Raw genomic sequence first — 17,067 nt, forward strand, 5'->3', positions numbered from 1 at the left:
TCAGCGCACGTCGTAGGCGCGCGTCACCGTCTGTTCGACCGAGTTGCCCTTGGCGTCGGTCAGTTGGGCCTTCAGGGTGACCTGCTTGCCGGAGGCGCCCGCGTGGTTCACGGTCGCGGTCCACTTGCCGTCACTCTGCGCGGTCGGCGCCTCGGTCCAGGTGGTGCCGCCGTCGTAGGAGTACGACAGCTTGACCGAGGTGAGCTTGCCGGGCGTGTAGCCGGCGTGTCCGGTCGCGGTGAGGGTGATCCGCTGGCCGTCCGTGGCGGGCAGCGTCTTGAGGTCGTCCTGCGAAAGGGCGTAGTGCGGGAAGAGCAGCGGGATGCCCTGCGAGTAGACGTCCTCCTCCAGGTGCGAGCGGAACGACCAGGTCGTCTGCGTCTCCGGGGAGCGGTTCCAGGCGCCGAAGCTCTGCTTGAAGGTGTGCAGCGACAGGTCGTACGCGGCGTCGTCCGCCGGAACGTCGAACACACCGAACGGGAAGGGACTGTGGCTGACGACCTCGCCGTCGCGCTTCAGGTCCATGGAGCCGAAGTCACCGAAGCTTCCCTGGACACCCTGGTGTTCGCTGTCGCCCCAGAAGCCGGGCGCGACGCCGATCAGGTTGCCCTGGCGTTCGGCGGCGAGCGCCGGCTTGCCCGCGTCGTCGAGCGGCGTGGTGGGCGCGAGCACTCCGCCGTACCACTCCTCGGTGCGGTGCTCGCCCTTCTTGTAGGTGCGCACCGGGTCGATCATGAACTCGCCCCAGGGGAAGCTGCTGGAGACCTGGTGGCCGAAGCCGGTGGTGCCGGGCGAGTAGAGCTCGGTGCGCCGTGAGGGCGCCGCGACCGTCTCGAAGTCACCGAAGTAGGCGGAGAATCCGCTGGGGCGCGTGACGCTGGGGATGTCCAGGTAGTCGGTGGGGGTGCCCATCGCGCGGTACGTCGCCTTGTTCTCGGCGAGGTCGCGGTCGCGGACGGTGTAGGTGCGCGCGCTCTGCACCGGGCCGGTCTCGGGGAAGGCCAGGTTGTACATGTACGGGCTCTTCGCCGTGGCCTTCCAGTGGAGGGTCACCTCGCCGCCCGCGATGCGGGTCAGCAGGTCGGCGGCCTCGTCGGACGGGATACCGATGACGGCCAGGGGGCCACCGATGAAGCCGACGGACGGGTAGAAGCGGCCCGGGATCGAGCGGTATGCGAGGACGGCGGTGGCTCCGGCGTCCTTGGCCGCCTTGGACACGGCCGCGGCCGCACCGCTGTCGGCGAGCTCGACCAGGGCGATCTTGCCCTTGACCCCGGCCGCGGCGAGCTCGGCCGCCGTACCGGACTTGGCGTCGACGACCTGCGCCGTGCCGGTGCCGTCGAGGTTCGCCGAGTTGGTGGCTCCGGCCACCGCGTGCAACGCGGGGCCGCCCACTATGCCGAACTCGGCGAGCTGCGGGGCCGCCGCCCGCCAGAAACTGTCGAACTCGAAGCTGCCGTCGGTGGCCCGGCCCTCCACGTCGGCGTAGTAGCCGGCGATCGTGCGGCCGCCGGACGCGGTGCCCGCGTGCAGCCAGGTGTCGTCCCAGCTGCGCGCGAACCCGAGGGTGGCGCCGCGCGACTCGGAGGCCCGGTCGGTCTTCACCGTGAGCCGGTTCGCCTTGCGCGCGTCGAGGACGACGGTGGTGTCCTTCTTCACCTCGAGCTGCGGACGGGCCAGATAGGAAAGGGAGTTGAGGAGGGTTCCCTCGGTGTCGGGTGTGGCGACGAAGCTGGAGAGGAAGTAGCGGCCCGGACGCACCTGGTACGTCTGGTCGGCCGCGCCCTCGTTGAAGCGGCGCTCGCCGCTGGCGTCGTCGGTGCCGATCAGGTCGACGGACGACTGGGCGCCGGCGGGCTTGCCGGAGCGGTCGACGAGCTTGACGCGGAGGGTGACCGTCTCCGGCTGCACGTACAGCGAGAAGGGCGTGGAGACGCCGACGCCGTCGGCGGTGGCGAGCACGCGGCCGGTGACGTCGCCGTACTGGGCGGCCTTGAGCGAGGCGGTGGGGTCGATCTTCAGGGGGACCTCGACGGTCGCGCCCGCCGGGACGGTGACCGTGCGCTCGCCGAGTTTCGCGACCGAGGAGTGGACCGGAGAGCCGTCGTTGCCGGTGACGCCCTTGACGTCCAGGCTCAACCGCACCGGCTTGTCGGTGGTGTTGGTGTAGGGCACGTCGACGGTGGTGCGGTCGCTGCTGTCCTGCGGCCAGTTGAAGCTGCCGCCCTGGACGGCGCTCGCGCCGAGCACCTTCTCGTCGATCGCGGCCTTCACGTCGAGACGGCCGCCGCCGGTCTCGCGCACGTCGCCGGGGATGGCGGCGTCCGCGGAGGACACGAGGGCCGACTTGATCTGCTGCGCGTTCCAGTCGGGGTGGCGTTCCTTGACGATGGCGGCGGCGCCCGCGACGTGCGGGGTCGCCATCGACGTACCGCTCATCGACTGGTACGCGTAGATGCCACGGCCGCCCGCGGCGGCGGCCGAGATGGCGACGCCGGGTGCGGTGATCTCGGGCTTGAGGGTGTGCGAGCCGTAGGCCGGGCCGCGGCTGGAGAAGTTCGCCGTGGCGTCGGCGCCGTCGACGGCACCGACGGTCAGGACGCTCGGGGCGCAGCCGGGCGAGGAGACCGTGTTGTTCGCCGGGCCGGTGTTGCCCGCCGCGATGACGAAGAGGGTGTTCTTCGAGGACTGCGCGAGTTCTTCGGTGGCGGTGGCCATCGGGTCGGTGCAGTCGGTCCGTGCGGGGTTCCCGAGGCTCATGGAGACGACGTCGGCGCCCTGGTCGACGGCCCACTGCATACCGGCGATGATCCACGAAGTGGCACCGGAGCCCGAGTCGTTGAGGACCTTGCCGTTGAGGAGCGTGGTGCCGGGGGCGACGCCGCGCTCCTTGCCGTCGCTCGCCGCGCCGGTGCCGCCGACGGTGGACGTGGTGTGGGTGCCGTGGCCCTGGTGGTCGCCCGCGTCGTCGGAGTCGGTGAAGTTCTTCGACTCGGCGACGCGCCCCTTGAGGTCGGGGTGGTCGGTGTCGACACCGGTGTCGAGAACGGCGACCTTGGTGCCCTTGCCGTCGTAGCCCGCGGCCCACGCCTCGGGGGCGTGCACCTGCTTCGTCGACCGGTCGAGGCTGGCCTGCATCTTCTCGTCGAGCCAGAGCTTCTTGAGGGAGCCGGCGGCACGGGAGCGGGTGTCGGTGACGTCGGCCCAGAAGTCGGCGGCCTTCTTCTTGTCGGCCTTCAGCGCCACGCCGTCGACGGGGTCGAGCACGAGGCCGCGCTCGGCACCGCGCGGGGCGGCGGGCGCGCTGCGGGCGACGTCCACGGACTTGTCGTAGACCGCGATGAGCGGCAGCGTCTTGCTGTGCGCGTCGTCGTAGCCCTGGCGGACGAGGCCCGTGACGTTGAAGAGCTCCTCGTCGACGCGGCCGTCGGCGATCGCCTTGACGGCGCCCGCGGGGTAGACGTAGAGGTCCTTGCCCGACGTCCGCGTCTGCACGAGCGGGGCGGTGCCGTCCTCGCCGGGGAGCACGGTGGCCGCGCTGTGGCCCGTGCCGTCCTTGGTCACCAGGATCCGGTCGCCCGTGACGAGGGTGACGACGGAGCCCGCCCCCTCCTTCGCGGCCGCCTCGCTGCCGACGAGCGGTCTCTTGGCGTCCCCCCGTGGTTCGGCCACGGTAGGCAGGGCCGCGGTGACGGCCAGGACGACGGCGGTCGCCGCCACCGAGGCCGTACGCGATATCGCGCGCATCGCTCTCCCTCTCCCCAGGTGAAAGCGCAGGTGAATACGGCGCAAAGGCCATATTCCCGGCGGATGTTGGTGCTGCGGTGGCGCCACATTGGCAGAGAGAGCGGTGGTACGGGGAAGATGGGGCGCGGCGGGTTTGTGCCGTGGCCGTTTCCCGCCACGGTGCCGCCGGAACCGAGGCTCGGGGAGGGGCATCGCCGCATGCTGGGTGCGATAGGTCTGGACGAGATGCACGAGAGCACGTACCGCGCGCTCGTGTCACTGGGCGCGGCCGACGTGCCCGATCTCGCGGGGCGGCTCGCCCTCGCCGAGTACGAGACCGAGCACGCGCTGCGCAGGCTGGAGCGGCACGGGCTCGCGGCGCAGTCGTCGGCGCGGCCGGGGCGCTGGGTCGCGGCTCCGCCGGGCGTCGCGCTCGGCGCGCTCCTGACGCAGCAGCGGCACGAGCTGGAGAAGGCGGAGCTGGCGGCGGCACTGCTCGCGGAGGAGTACCGGGCGCAGGCCGCCGAGCCCGCCGTGCACGATCTGGTCGAGGTGGTCACGGGCGCCGCGGCCGTCGCGCAGCGGTTCCTCCAGCTTCAGCTGGGCGCGACGGACGAGGTCTGCGCGCTGGTCACCGGCAATCCGATCGCCGTGTCGGGGATGGACAACGAGGCGGAGGAGCAGGCCACCAGCCGGGGCGTCGCGTACCGGGTCGTGGTGGAGCGCGAGGTCCTTTCGATGCCGACGGGACTGACGGAGCTGTCGGCCGCGATCGGGCGGGACGAGCAGGTACGGGTCGTGGACCGGGTGCCGACGAAGCTGGTGATCGCCGACGGGGCTCTCGCGATGGTGCCGCTGACCTCGCGCACGGCGGAGCCCGCGGCGCTCGTCGTCCACGCGAGCGGGCTCCTGGAGTCGCTGTCCGGCCTGTTCGAGGCGGTATGGCGGGACGCCCTGCCGCTGCGGCTCGGCGAGAGCAGCCGCGCCATCACCGAGCAGGAGCCGGACGGCCCCGACGGCACGGACCTGGAGATCCTCTCCCTTCTGCTGGCCGGGCTCACGGACGCGAGCGTCGCCAAGCAGCTCGACCTGGGGCTCCGCACGGTCCAGCGCAGGGTGAAGCGCCTGATGGAACTGGCCTGTGTGACGACGCGGCTCCAGCTGGGCTGGCATGCGTACGAGCGGGGCTGGGTGTCGCGGGACGTGCCGGCGCAGCCGCGCGGGGAGCACGCCGCGGAGGGCTGAGTTCCGCGGCCGGAAGCCGTCGGTGGTGGCGGAGCGTGAAGCTCTGCGATCTGCGGGTTCCGTCGTTGTCCGGCACTCTTGGCAGATGGGCGCGTGGGAACTCCTGCTGGTGGGAGTGGTGATGCTGCTCGGCCTGTGCGGGGTGCTCGTGCCCGGGGTGCCCGGGTCATGGCTCGTGTGGGCCGCGGTCCTCGTGTGGTCGCTCCAGAACCCGAACGGGCTGGCCTGGGGTGTCCTGGTCGGCGCCACCGCCGTCCTGCTCGCCGCCCAGGTGCTGCGCTGGCAGCTCCCGCCGCGCCGGCTGCGCGAGAGCGGAGCCACGCGCCGCACCGCGATATGGGCGGGGGCCGGAGCCCTCGTCGGTTTCTGCGTGATCCCGGTGATCGGATCGATCCCGGGGTTCATCGGAGGTGTCTACCTCTGCGAGCGCCTGCGCCTCGGCCGGCACGGCGACGCCGTCGCCTCGACCCGGACCGCGATGCGCGCCGGCGGCTCCAGCGTCCTGGCCGAACTCTTCGCCTGCCTGCTCATCGTGGGCGCCTGGATCGGGGCCGTGATCTGGGGCTGAGCGTCCGGTTCATGTATGTGTACAGCATCCACGTAGCGCGAATTACATCGGATCTCTCCCGGCATATTGACGGGCCCTCATCGCCTCTCTAGCTTGCCGCAGGGGATAGCTCCGATGAATCGACGTCTGCTTCGACACGTGGAGGCCGCGCCATGCCAAGACCGTCCAGAAGGACCGTGCTCGCCACCGGATCCACCCTCGCCGGGGTCGCGCTGGCGGGCGGGCTGCCGGCTCAGGCCACCGCCGCCACCCCGGCCGCGACCCCCGCCACAGCGGCGAGCGCTCCCTCCGAAGACGCCTGGCGCACCGTCCTCGACGATGCCGACCTCGTCTGGCAGAAGATGCCGAAGACCTGGTACGAGGGCCCGTACCTCGGCAACGGCCTGCTCGGCTCCGGGATCTACCAGGAGCCCGGGAAGAACGCGATCCGCTTCAACGTCCAGCACTCCGAGGTCCAGGACCACCGCCCGGAGTTCGGCTCCCTGTTCGGTCTGGCGCGGCTGCCCATCGGCTACTTCACGCTCGAACCCGTCGGCGCCGTCACCGGCCTCGACTGGCGCCTGCGCCTTCGTGACGCGGAGCTGACCGGCACCCTCACCACCGACAAGGGCACGCTCACGATCCGCGCCCAGGTCAACAACGCGCTCTCCGTCCTCGCCGTAGAGGTCACCCCGTCCGAGGGCGAGCGCGGCTTCGCATGGGTCTTCCACCCCGCGCAGTCCATCAGCCCGCGCGCCGCGTTCCAGCCGATCCCGGCCGGCTACGAGGGCAATCCGCCCGCCGAGTCCGGCGAGTACGACGGCGTCTCCGTCTCCGTCCAGCCGCTCCTGTCCGGCGGCCAGTACGTCACCGCCTGGCGCGAGCGCACCCGCGGCGAGCGGCGGACGCTGTACGTGAACGTGGCGCACTCCTTCCCGAAGTCCACCGCCCGCGACCGGGCCGTCTCGACGGTGCGGGCCGCGGCCCGGCTCCCGTACGACGCCCTCGCCGTGACCCATCGCGCCTGGTGGCACGCGTACTACCGCAAGAGCTTCCTGTCCGTACCCGACGCCCGGATCCAGCGCTTCTACTGGATCCAGCTCTACAAGACGGCGTCCGCCGCCCGCCGGGACGCCCCCGTGATGGCGACCAGCGGCCCCTGGCTGGAGCCGACCCCGTGGCCCGCGACCTGGTGGAACCTCAACGTGCAGCTGGAGTACTGGCTGATCCACGGCTCGAACCACCTCGAACTCGACGCCGTCACACGGGCGCTCGGCGAGTTCCGGGACAACCTCACCGCCGAGATGTCCGCCCCGTACCGGGCCGACTCGCTCGGCATCCCGCGCACCACGGACATGCACCTCGTGAACGGCGGCGCGACGAGCAACGCGCAGGGTTACGGCGTCGGCATCCCCGGCCAGGACACTCCGACCCCCGAGGTCGGCAACCTCACCTGGGCGCTCCACAACGTGTGGCTGAGCTACCGCCACACCATGGACGAGAAGATCCTGCGTGACGTCCTCTTCCCCCTGCTGCGCAAGGCGATCAACTACTACCTGCACTTCCTTGAGCCGGGAGCCGACGGCAGGCTGCACCTGCCCGCGACGTTCTCGCCCGAGTACGGCGGCAACACCCGCGACTGCAACTACGACCTGATGCTCCTGACGTGGGGCTGTCGGACCCTCCTGGATTCGGCCGAACTCCTCGGTATCGATGACGAGTCGGCGCCCCGCTGGCGCGAGGTGCTCGCCCGGCGCGTGGCCTACCCGACGGACGCGAACGGCTTCATGATCGGCGCGGACATCCCCTTCGCGAAGTCCCACCGCCACTACTCGCACATGCTCGCGGTGTACCCGCTGTACGAGCTGACCGGCCGCACCCCCGACGAACTCGCCCTGATCGAGAAGTCGTTGGCCCACTGGGTCGGCTTCGAAGGGGCCCTCCAGGGCTATACGTTCACGGGCGCGGCCTCGATGTCGGCGCTGCTCGGCAAGGGCGAGGACGCGCTCAAGTACCTGGGCCAGCTCATGTCCCGCTTCATCCAGGCCAACACCATGTACAAGGAGTCGGGCCCCGTCATCGAGACTCCGCTGTCGGCCGCCCAGTCCCTGCACGACATGGTGTGCCAGTCCTGGGGCGGCGTGATCCGCGTCTTCCCGGCCCTGCCCGCCGCCTGGAAGGACCTCACCGTCCACAACTTCCGTACACAGGGCGCCTTTCTGCTGAGTGCGGTGCGTGAGGGGGGCACGACGCGCTGGGTGCGGCTGGTGAGCGAGGCGGGCGAGCCGTGCGTGGTGCGGCACGGGATCGCGGGCGCGGTCGACGTACGCGACGGGCGGGGCAGGTCACTTCGCTACGAGGACGCGGGCGACGGGACGATCCGGATCACTCTGCGCAAGGGCGACTCTGCGCTCGTCACCGCGAAGGGCGACCGCCCCGACCTGAACATCGAGCCGGTGACCGCGAACGCACCGGCCGCGCGCTGGGGGCTGCCCGTCTGACGTGACCCGCGGCCCGGCCCGGCCCGGTCCCGCCCGGCGCGGGGCGGGCCGGCCCGGGCCGCACGCTCCCGCCGTAAACGGCATCACAAATCCTTGTCCCACCTCTATGAGATACCGACCGGACGGTATTAGCCTCCCCGACCATGCACGCGCTGGCGTGTGCCATGACAGCAGGGAGGCATGATGTCGGTTTCATCACCGGCGGACACGGCTCGGCGCACCAAGCGGCCGCGGTCCTCGGCGCTGAGCGGGCTCGGCGGCCGACGGCTCGACCACTATCCCGAGAGCGGCCCCCGGTACTGGTACCTGGCGCTCGTCGTGCTCGCCACGGTCGTTCTCTACTACCAGCTGTACATCCAGTACGCGGTGTCGACCGCCATCATCAGCCACTACCACATGACGTTCCTGTACTTCGTGTACGTCTCGGTGGCCGCCAACGCGGTGGGCGCCTTCTCGTCCCTGGTGGCCGGTCTCGCCGATCGCTGGGGCCGGGCGAACATCGTGGTCTACGGCCTGCTCCTGGTCGGACTGCTCACCACGTTCGTCCTGCCCAACGCGCCGGGCAAGGCGAGCTATCTGGTCGTCTACTCGGCCGTGTCACTCGTCGAGGGCATGATCCTGGTCGCCACCCCCGCGCTCATCAGGGACTTCTCGCCGCAGCTCGGCCGGGCCTCGGCGATGGGCTACTGGACGATGGGGCCGATCATCGGCAGCCTCGTGGTCACCGCCGTCACCTCCCGCACCTTCAGCGGCGCCACCACCTGGCAGGACGAGATCCGCTACGCGGGCATCAGCGGCCTCGTCGTGTTCGTCGTCGCGCTGTTCGGACTGCGCGAGCTCGCCCCGGCGCTGCGCGACCAGATCATGGTGACCCTGCGCGACCGCGCGCTGATCGAGGCGCGGGCCAAGGGGATGGACACCGAGGCGGCGCTGGGCGGTCAGTGGCGCCAGATGCTCCGCCTCGACGTCATCGGCTCCGCCGTCGCCATCAGCGTCTACCTCCTGCTGTACTTCGCCGCCGTCGGCAACTTCGTGCTGTATTTCGCCACCACCTTCGGGTACACCGCACAGCGCGCCAACGCCCTCCTGAACTGGTACTGGGGAGCGAACGCGGTCTCCCTGGTCCTGGCCGGCCTCTTCTCCGACCGCCTGCGCGTGCGCAAGCCCTTCATGCTGCTCGGCGCGCTCGGGTCCATAGGCTTCACGCTGGCGTTCACCCTGCACGCCACCCAACCGCACACCGGTTACTACACGTTCGCGTTCATCGTCGCGGGCATCGGCGTCACCAGCGGTATCGCGTACTCACCGTGGATGGCGAGCTTCACGGAGACGGTCGAGCGGCACAACCCGGCGGCCACCGCCACGGGTCTCGCCGTGTGGGGCTGGATCATACGGATCACCGTCGCCCTGTCCGCCGCCTTCGTGCCTCTCGTGGTGAGCACGGTGACTCCGCTCATCGAGCACGGCGCGGAGGTCAAGGCAGCGTCGGTGCAGGCGGCCCCGGCCCTCGCCATCACGAAGGCCCACCCGAAGCTCTTCGCCGAACTCGGCTCCTACGCACCGGGCAAGGTACCCGCCTCGCTCCTCGCCCAGGCGCAGAAGGAGGTCGGCGCCGAAGGACTGAAGACCGTGCAGAAGGCGGCGCCGCAGCTGAAGATCCTGCGGGAGCACGGGCCTGAGGTGCAGCGGGCGAGCGCGGACAACGCGCACGCGTGGCAGACCTGGTGGTGGGTGTGCCTCGGTGGGCAGGTGCTGTTCCTGCCGTTCATCTTCGTGATGACGGGCAGGTGGCGGCCGCGCGACGCCCGCCGCGACGTCGAGGAGCACGAGGAACTCGTGGCCCGGCAGGTCGCCGAACTGAAGGAGAGCGCCGTATGACCGCCCCGACTCAGCTGCACGCACTCGGCGCGCTCAAACAGGCCGCCGCCGTCCGCAAGGGCGAGGTCGGCCCGGTGGAACTCGTACGGCACCACCTGGACCGGGTGGAGCGCTACGACGAGCGGTTCGGCGCCTTCGTGACGGTGACGCCCGACGCCGCTCTGGCCGGGGCTGCAGCCGCGCAGGAGCGGCGCGTGGACGGGGACCTGCCACCGCTGTTCGGCGTACCGACGGCGGTCAAGGACCTGGTCGACACGGCCGGCGTACGCACGACGTACGGGTCCAAGGCCTTCGCGGGCCATGTGCCGGAGGCCGACGCCTACAGCGTGACCCGGCTGCGCGAGGCAGGCACGATCAGCTTCGGCAAGACCAACACACCTGAATTCGGCTGCTGTTGCTACACCGACAACGACGTGACGGGTCCGGCCCGCAACCCGTGGGACCCGGCCCTGTCCGCCGGCGGATCCAGCGGCGGGGCCGCGGTCGCCGTGGCACTCGGCCTCGTGCCCGTCGCCCACGCCAGCGACGGGGGCGGCTCCATCCGGATCCCGGCGAGCGTCTGCGGCCTGTTCGGCATCAAACCGTCGCGGGGCCGGGTCAGCTCGGGCCCCGCCGGGATCGAGGTCAACGGCCTGTCCGTACAGGGCCCGTTGGCGCGCGGCGTGCGCGACGCGGCCGCGCTCCTCGACGCTCTGGCGGGGCCCGAGCAGGGCGACCCGCACTGGGCGCCGCCGCTCCCGCCGGGCGAGACGTTCCTCTCCCACGCCGAGCGCTCCCCCGGGCGGCTGCGCATCGGCCGGTACGCGCGGCCCGCCGCCGAAGGTGTGACGGTGAATCCCGTGTGCGTGGCGGCCTGGGAACACGCCTCGCGACTGCTCGAGGGTCTCGGGCACATCGTGGAGGACATCCCGACGCCGTTCGGCCCCGAGATCAGCGGCCACTTCGTGACGGCGTGGGGGGTGCAGTCGCTCGGCCACGCCCTCGACGCCGGTGCGGAGGAGCTGTTGCGGCCGGTGACCCGGGCCTGGCGCGAGTTCGGGCGCGGGGTCAGCGGCGAGCAGCTCGCGGCCGCCATCACCGGGATGCAGCGCGCCGCACGCCACGCGGTACGGGCGACGTCCGGGTACGACGCCGTGCTCACCCCGACCCTGGCGACGCTGCCGCAACCGCACGAGTTCTTCGACGAGTCCGGCGACCCGCTCGACAATCTGCGCCGCCAGAGCGCGTTCAGCGCGTTCACCAGCCCGTACAACATGACGGGCCAGCCGGCGGTCAACGTCCCCCTGTACTGGACCCCGCAGAGCGGCATCCCGGTGGGCGTCTCCTTGGTGGGCCGCCCCGCCGACGAGGCCACCCTGATCGCCCTGAGCGCGCAGCTGGAGGAGGCGCACCCCTGGCACGACAGGTACGCACGTCTCCTCTCGTAACCGTCGGGACGCATCGGGCAACGGCCCTAGGACCGGGGCCCGATGCATGACGGGGGCGATCGTGTTTGGCTGAGGCCATGACCGAATTCAGCGAGGCCGAGATCACGTATCTGAAGTCCCAGCGCCTGGGACGGCTGGCCACCGTCGACCCGAAGGGCCAGCCGCAGGCGAACCCGGTGGGGTTCTTCCCGCAGGACGACGGGACGATCCTGGTCGGCGGATACGCGCTCGGGCGCCGAAGTAGATTGAAGGACACACTTAAACCCGCAGGCCAAGGGCCTGCGGGCTAGTGGCGCTCCCAAATGTCAGCTCCGGCCGGGCCAATTCTGCACCCACCAGCCTTCATTGACGATGCGTTGGAGCTGATCCACGAACTCATCCCGAGCCTGTTCGGTCACGTGCTGCCGGGATGCCAGCCACACGAACTCGCCCTCTTGTTCGACGCCTATGACAGCACGGCCACCGGGGAAACGGTCTCGCATCTCCATACGGAACTCGGCAAGAGGAGCCTCCATCTGCTCGTCAGGATGCGAAGGTCCTTGCTCGCTCGGCCCCTCGCCTCGCGCCTGAGAGCTCTCCTCATCCGCCATCGCACACCTCCGCACCATCGCCCTCCACTGGACCGACCTCCGCGACGCCCTCGCCACCACAGGCCTCGCCACCTGGCCCCCCGCCGGCCGGATGAGCGACTACCTCTCCGCCCTCGACCGCGCCGACGAGCAGCTCGTCGAAGCCGCCCGCTGGCAGGCCGCCTACGCCCGGCAGTACCTCGACCGCGACCCGTCGCAGGTCGGCGAGACCCGCCCGCCCCTGCGCATCGCGATCCTCGACACGATGCGCGTCGTCGAGGCCGCGCTCCACGACACCGCCGACCAGATCGCCAGCTCCGTCCAGCGGCCCGCCATGCGACCCGCCCCGGCAACCTGGCCGACAGCCGACCGGGAACGGCGCAACGCCCTCGCCCGCGCGGACGCGGCCGACCCGCGCCGCTGGAGGTGGACCGGCCGCCGCCGCCCCGTCCCGTACACGGCGCTGTGGCTCTTGGCCCGCGTCGAGAACCAGCCGGGCCCGTTCCGGGGGTTGACCGTGCCAGAGGCCGAACAGGTCGGAGTCGTCTCGGCCGGCGCCGCCGAGCGTGTGGAGCGCGCCCTCGACATCACCGCACAGAAGCGGACTCTCGCCCAACGCTGCCCGTGTGGTGGGGAGATCGACATGCACGGCGGGGAAGGCCGGCCGCCCGTCGCGCACTGTGCGGAGTGCGGGCGGATCTGGACGGAGGACGGGCTCATCGCCACATGACCCACCCGCAGGAGCGGGCCCTGTCCGTCGGGGGCAGGTACAGCTCGATCCAGGGTTTCAAGGTCGGGTACACGCAGCGGTAGAGATCCGCTACGGTGCCTCACCACCGACGGAGCGATGGGGGCACAGTGGCAGTCAAGATGACCGAGGAATTCGCTGGCGCGATGGTCACCGTTATCCCAATCATTCTTCTCCTCGCAGGAGTTGAATGGCACAACCGCGTCAAGGATGACGTCGATAAGGCCAAACAACGCCTGGAGAAGCTGCGACGCGGCGAGTCGGCGCCATATGAACGGCCGCCCATGTGGAGATACTTTCTCGACGTTGTGTGGGTGGCCTTAGTGGTCAGCCACGGCATTGCCGAGGCGTACCTGATCACCTGGCTTGCGGGCACGGAACGCCCTGCCGCTCCGGGATGGGCCGACTTCATCGCAACGACGGGCGGCGCCGGATTCCTGCTGGTCATCCTGCTCGGTTTGGGACCTGCTGTTGCACGATTCGGGAGGCTCAGGGACGAAGCAGACCAACTTGAGGAGGCGTTGAATCTACAGATGGCGGGACAGTCTGACCACGTCTCGACGCAGCGACCTCCATCATCACCTTGAGCGATAGCACAATTCCGCCAGCGCTCGTACAGTCCCCGCCCGACGGACCGACCGACCTCGCCCCAGGACAGGGCCAACATTAGGCGGCGCGCGAACGCAGCCGACGCGCCTGGCATTGAGGACAACGAGCAGCCCGCCGAGCGCCACCCACACCGCAGCGACGACGAGGTCACAGAGTGATCAAACCCGCCGCGCAGCGTTCCTCACACGCGGCAGGCTTCACCCCGTGCCCAACCTCTTCAAGCGCCGCCACACGTCACAGGGCCGCCACACCCCCAACCTGCGATCCATCTGGCTCGTCGCCCCGCTCGCCCTGATAGCCGTCGGGCTACTCGCCTTCGCTCTCTACCAAGGTGCGGACGCGCTGCTCACTTCCGAGAACACGACGAAGACGCCCGTCGACGTTCAGGACGTCATCAAAGCCACCGTCACCGTCATCACGCTCATGGGTGCCGTGCTCGCCGGCGTGTACGCCTACCGCAAGCAGCTCCTCTCCGAAGGCGACTCGCACCGAGCAGACGCGAGCCAGCTTGCCGAGCGGTACACGACCGCGGCCGAGCAACTCGGCCACGAACAGGCCGCAGTACGACTTGCAGGGGTGTATGCGATGGCGCGCCTGGCCGACGACTGGCCGGAGCAACGACAGGTGTGTGTGGACGTCTTATGCGCCTACCTGCGGATGCCCTACCAGCCAGTTCAGGAGGCCTCCGGCTTCAAGCACGGTGAGCGGGAGGTGAGGCTCACGATTATCAAAATTATCCGTAACCATTTGCGGAACGGGGGCGATCAGACAAGCTGGTCGCAGTGCCAATTCGACTTTACCGGAGCGATATTCGACGGCGGCTCTTTCGCTCGCGCATCCTTCCAGCGTCCCGTAAGCTTCGAGAGTGCGAAATTCGTCGATGGCTACATCGATTTCACTCTCGCCGAAATGAAGCACTCCACATTCGCTAAGGCCAGTTTTAGCGGCGGCTCCGTTAGATTTGGCGGGACAGGGTTTATTGCCCATGCGGGCGCCGTGCCTTACAGCTTCGAGCAAGCGGATTTCTGCGGATCGCAAGTATTGTTCGAGCGCCTAAGGTCGATCGACCGAGTGTCATTCGGTGACGCCCACTTCCGCGGCGGCACTGTCATATTCAAGGGTTCACACTTCGCAGGCAACCCAGAAAACGAGACCGTAGACGACTTTCTAGAAAATGAAGTGACCTTCGAGCGCGCCCGATTCTCTGACGGGGCTGTCAAGTTCATCTCCTGCGATTTTGGGCACCTCTCAGTGATTTTTCGAAACGCAGAATACAGCGGGGGTACCGTGGAATTTGAGAACCTAGCCATCGCACCCGGAGCTGAGATCCATTGGGGGCCCTTCCCTCAATGAAGCCGACTGGCTGTGTGTTGGCCGCCCAGTCCCGCCCGTGACCCACCATGGCTGAGCCGGGTTACGGAACCGTGGAACTTGACGACGACACCACCACCGAAGACCCGCCGACCGCCTACTCCCTGCTCTCCCTCGACGAGGCATAGGAGCGCTCAGGCGATCCGCCCCGCATCGAGGACGATGAGCAGCCCGCCGAGCGCCCCGTACACCACCCACACCCGCCCTCGGAGCACGGCGTCGGTAGCGGCCGTGCTCCCGTGGCCGGCCGCCCTGTCTGCGGCGATGTCATCGATGAGCGCCAGCGTCTCCTCGCGTACGTCGTCCGGCATCGCGGCGAGTGCCGGGGCGGGCCAGGTCCACCCTGTGCACAACGCCTCCCTGTGATCCACAGGGTCGTCACGATAGAGCGAGGGGCACAAGAGCACGCGTGTCCGTGGATAACTTGGAGATCTGAACCCGGAAGGAGAATGCAATCATCTCCGCGTTTTTTTCATTCATCAATGATTTTCTAGGCGGTGGAAAATCATCGCGAATGACGCAGGATTTTGCCGCCAATGCCACCACTGTAATTTCCGCCCTCATGCTCGTAATGGCATTGGAGTCCCTCACGGCCAGACGCAATGGGCATGCTGACCGCGAGCGCATTGAAGTGATGTATCGGCAAGACGCAACGATGATTCTGACGGCTTTCAAGAGTGGGACGCCCCTCAGCTCAACAGAAGAGGAGCGGGTCACCCAAAGGTTGAAGCAGCGTACCGAAAGGCTACGATGGCTTCACCGCGCCACGCTCGAACTCGCAGCCGTCTGGGGGTGGGCAGCAGCGACGCAGTTTTGGGGTGTATTTCGGATTTTTCAATGGACTGCACTTAAACACCCGTATGCGGACGGAGCCACCGGATCAGATCTCGTATTTTTGCTGCACGTCTGCTTCATCACTGGTACCGGATATCTTTTCTTTGCGGCATCCGTACGACTTAAGGCGGAACGAAAGATCTCAAGATGGGAGCGGGAATTTCAGCGAGCTGCAGACTTGGGCATGAATGATGTCGACGAGGCGAACGACCTATATAGGAGGTGGAAGGCAAGTAGGTCCAATCAGCCCAGTACTGCCCCCACCCCTGCTCCGTCCCCGTCTTCGAACTCCCCTGAGCAGACTCCCAGTGAGTAGTTTGCTGTACCCGGAGTTGGCGCACCGTCAGGCGGCTTCGTAGTGGTGCGCCCGGCCGCCCCGCCAGTGGACGAACGAGGGCTCGTCGAGCAGCGCCTCCGCATCCGGCAGGCCCGCGCGGCGAAGGAACTCAATGACGTCCCCATCCGAGTAGGCGAGTCCGAGGATCTGTCCGCGCACCGAGACTCGCCGGCTGCCACTGGGGGACGGCGCGCGCACGACTAGGCCGCGTATCGAAAGTGGATCTCAATCTGTGAACGATCACGGTTCACGGGGCGGGGAGATCTCCCGGATGAACAGTGGGCGCACCGGCCCCCTGACCGCATCCGGAACTATCTGCCGCGATCGGGCGTCGACACGTACATGACGGTGATCGGCGGGACGCGGTGAGCGATGCGTGGATGTTGCTGAAGGCGTTGCTTGCTATGGCTCTGATGGCTGTCGTCCCCACAGTTGTCGGCGGGGTGATCGTCTTCTCCCTCGTGGGACTGGCAGTGTGGGCGACGGCGCCGGTCCGCAGGCGTAGGCGCGCTGGCGCGAGGGACGGTTAGTCGAGCACGCCGAGCTCGGTGTCGGGCCGGCAGTGGGGGCATGCGTCGATGCCCTCGGTCACGGCCCGCAGTGCTTGATCGCGTTCGACGCCGCGGCTTAGCTTGCCTGCCATGTGACACCCACCGACGTGGACGTATACGGGGTCGCGTCCGCCGAGGCCCATCTCGATGAGCCAGTCCGGGGCGGGCGGCCGGTGCTCCTGGCCGTACAGCTGCTCGGCTTCGCGCCGCTCGGTGTCGGCGATCTTCCGCCGGACGAGTTCGAGGCTCGCCGAGCGGCTGAAGCACAAGGCCTCGTGGTCGCCGGGCACGTCACGCACGTACACCGTCGCCGACGGCGACACCCTCTGGTCGATCGCCGTGCACGAGCTTGGTAGCGGCGCCCGCTACGCGGGGGCAGGCCCGGGACGCCGTTCTTGGCGACAGTGTCGCGGCTGTTCTTCCCGGCCGTGTGGTGATTGAGGACCATGTGGACGCTGTCCGGCGCGATCGTCCTGGTGTGGCTGCGTATCGACGCCGAGGCCCGCCGCGCAGACGAACTCGGAGCGGAAGCCGGACGGCGGGGCGACGCGGTGACGACTCCCGCGGAGGACGTCCGGATACTGCGGAAGCAGGTCGAAGCCGAGGGCGGAACGCCGGCGGCGCCGGATCCGTCCCGGGCGGTCGACAATCTCCCAGACCGTGTAGGTGATCCCGTGCTAGTGCCGGGGCCGAGAGGTCCGCAGGGCGCATCCGGGAAACCGGC

At 69.2% G+C, this 17,067-nt stretch carries 13 protein-coding genes and 1 pseudogene; 9 read left to right on the forward strand and 5 right to left on the reverse strand.

What is annotated here, in order from left to right:
- The gene (locus OG758_RS14960; RefSeq protein WP_326710463.1) at nt 1–3,747 is read right to left on the reverse strand and encodes a S8 family peptidase; all 3,747 of its coding nucleotides are present in this window, start codon (nt 3,745–3,747) and stop codon (nt 1–3) included.
- A gap of 198 nt (nt 3,748–3,945) precedes the next feature.
- Between OG758_RS14960 and OG758_RS14965 the strand changes: the two genes are divergently transcribed.
- The 6 genes and pseudogenes from OG758_RS14965 to OG758_RS14990 form a co-directional block, all read left to right on the forward strand.
- On the forward strand, nt 3,946–4,971 hold the full coding sequence (locus OG758_RS14965; RefSeq protein WP_326710464.1) for a winged helix-turn-helix transcriptional regulator: 1,026 nt from the start codon (nt 3,946–3,948) through the stop codon (nt 4,969–4,971).
- An 85-nt stretch (nt 4,972–5,056) separates the two neighbouring features.
- Nucleotides 5,057–5,539 (forward strand): DUF456 domain-containing protein, encoded by a 483-nt coding sequence (locus OG758_RS14970; RefSeq protein WP_326710465.1) that lies wholly within the window; start codon nt 5,057–5,059, stop codon nt 5,537–5,539.
- A 152-nt stretch (nt 5,540–5,691) separates the two neighbouring features.
- Nucleotides 5,692–8,019, forward strand: a complete 2,328-nt coding sequence (locus OG758_RS14975; RefSeq protein ID WP_326710466.1) for a glycosyl hydrolase family 95 catalytic domain-containing protein — start codon at nt 5,692–5,694, stop codon at nt 8,017–8,019.
- 183 nt (nt 8,020–8,202) lie between these two features.
- Nucleotides 8,203–9,897, forward strand: coding sequence for an MFS transporter (locus OG758_RS14980; protein ID WP_326710467.1), 1,695 nt, complete (start codon nt 8,203–8,205; stop codon nt 9,895–9,897).
- Nucleotides 9,894–11,324 carry an amidase gene (locus tag OG758_RS14985; protein WP_326710468.1) on the forward strand — a complete coding sequence of 477 codons (1,431 nt, stop codon included), beginning with the start codon at nt 9,894–9,896 and terminating at the stop codon, nt 11,322–11,324. The genes OG758_RS14980 and OG758_RS14985 overlap by 4 nt, the downstream gene beginning before the upstream one ends.
- A gap of 77 nt (nt 11,325–11,401) precedes the next feature.
- Nucleotides 11,402–11,578: pseudogene (locus OG758_RS14990) on the forward strand (pyridoxamine 5'-phosphate oxidase family protein); the annotation flags it as partial.
- A gap of 51 nt (nt 11,579–11,629) precedes the next feature.
- On the opposite strand, the gene OG758_RS14995 reads toward OG758_RS14990, so the two are convergent.
- Nucleotides 11,630–11,914: a hypothetical protein gene (locus OG758_RS14995; protein WP_326710469.1), complete on the reverse strand. Its 285-nt coding sequence runs from the start codon at nt 11,912–11,914 to the stop codon at nt 11,630–11,632.
- A gap of 91 nt (nt 11,915–12,005) precedes the next feature.
- Here OG758_RS14995 and OG758_RS15000 point away from each other — a divergent pair, with 91 nt between their 5' ends.
- The 3 genes from OG758_RS15000 (at nt 12,006) to OG758_RS15010 (ending at nt 14,603) form a co-directional block, all read left to right on the forward strand.
- Nucleotides 12,006–12,623: a hypothetical protein gene (locus OG758_RS15000; protein ID WP_326710470.1), complete on the forward strand. Its 618-nt coding sequence runs from the start codon at nt 12,006–12,008 to the stop codon at nt 12,621–12,623.
- A 140-nt stretch (nt 12,624–12,763) separates the two neighbouring features.
- A complete protein-coding gene (locus tag OG758_RS15005) occupies nt 12,764–13,228 on the forward strand; it encodes a hypothetical protein (protein ID WP_326710471.1) in 465 nt (154 codons plus the stop codon).
- A gap of 226 nt (nt 13,229–13,454) precedes the next feature.
- Entirely contained in the window at nt 13,455–14,603 is a 1,149-nt protein-coding gene (locus OG758_RS15010; protein WP_326710472.1) for a hypothetical protein, read from the forward strand.
- Between the two features lie 152 nt (nt 14,604–14,755).
- Here OG758_RS15010 and OG758_RS15015 read toward each other — a convergent pair whose 3' ends face one another.
- The 3 genes from OG758_RS15015 to OG758_RS15025 form a co-directional block, all read right to left on the reverse strand.
- Nucleotides 14,756–14,992, reverse strand: coding sequence for a hypothetical protein (locus tag OG758_RS15015; protein WP_326710473.1), 237 nt, complete (start codon nt 14,990–14,992; stop codon nt 14,756–14,758).
- Nucleotides 14,993–15,798: 806 nt separating this feature from the next.
- Nucleotides 15,799–16,005, reverse strand: a complete 207-nt coding sequence (locus tag OG758_RS15020) for a hypothetical protein (protein WP_326715921.1) — start codon at nt 16,003–16,005, stop codon at nt 15,799–15,801.
- Nucleotides 16,006–16,318: 313 nt separating this feature from the next.
- Nucleotides 16,319–16,642, reverse strand: a complete 324-nt coding sequence (locus OG758_RS15025; RefSeq protein ID WP_326710474.1) for a DUF6233 domain-containing protein — start codon at nt 16,640–16,642, stop codon at nt 16,319–16,321.
- Nucleotides 16,643–17,067 lie beyond the last annotated feature (425 nt).

This window comes from Streptomyces sp. NBC_01474 (genome assembly GCF_035918215.1).
Taxonomy (GTDB): Bacteria; Actinomycetota; Actinomycetes; order Streptomycetales; family Streptomycetaceae; genus Streptomyces; species Streptomyces aureus.

Coding starts and splice junctions, on each gene's coding strand:
- OG758_RS15005 (WP_326710471.1), top strand. CDS start 12,764: ATGACCGAGGAATTCGCTGGCGCGATGGTCACCGTTATCCCAATCATT.
- OG758_RS14985 (WP_326710468.1), top strand. CDS start 9,894: ATGACCGCCCCGACTCAGCTGCACGCACTCGGCGCGCTCAAACAGGCC.
- OG758_RS14975 (WP_326710466.1), top strand. CDS start 5,692: ATGCCAAGACCGTCCAGAAGGACCGTGCTCGCCACCGGATCCACCCTC.
- OG758_RS14970 (WP_326710465.1), top strand. CDS start 5,057: ATGGGCGCGTGGGAACTCCTGCTGGTGGGAGTGGTGATGCTGCTCGGC.
- OG758_RS14995 (WP_326710469.1), bottom strand. CDS start 11,914: ATGGCGGATGAGGAGAGCTCTCAGGCGCGAGGCGAGGGGCCGAGCGAG.
- OG758_RS14980 (WP_326710467.1), top strand. CDS start 8,203: ATGTCGGTTTCATCACCGGCGGACACGGCTCGGCGCACCAAGCGGCCG.
- OG758_RS14960 (WP_326710463.1), bottom strand. CDS start 3,747: ATGCGCGCGATATCGCGTACGGCCTCGGTGGCGGCGACCGCCGTCGTC.
- OG758_RS14965 (WP_326710464.1), top strand. CDS start 3,946: ATGCTGGGTGCGATAGGTCTGGACGAGATGCACGAGAGCACGTACCGC.
- OG758_RS15000 (WP_326710470.1), top strand. CDS start 12,006: ATGAGCGACTACCTCTCCGCCCTCGACCGCGCCGACGAGCAGCTCGTC.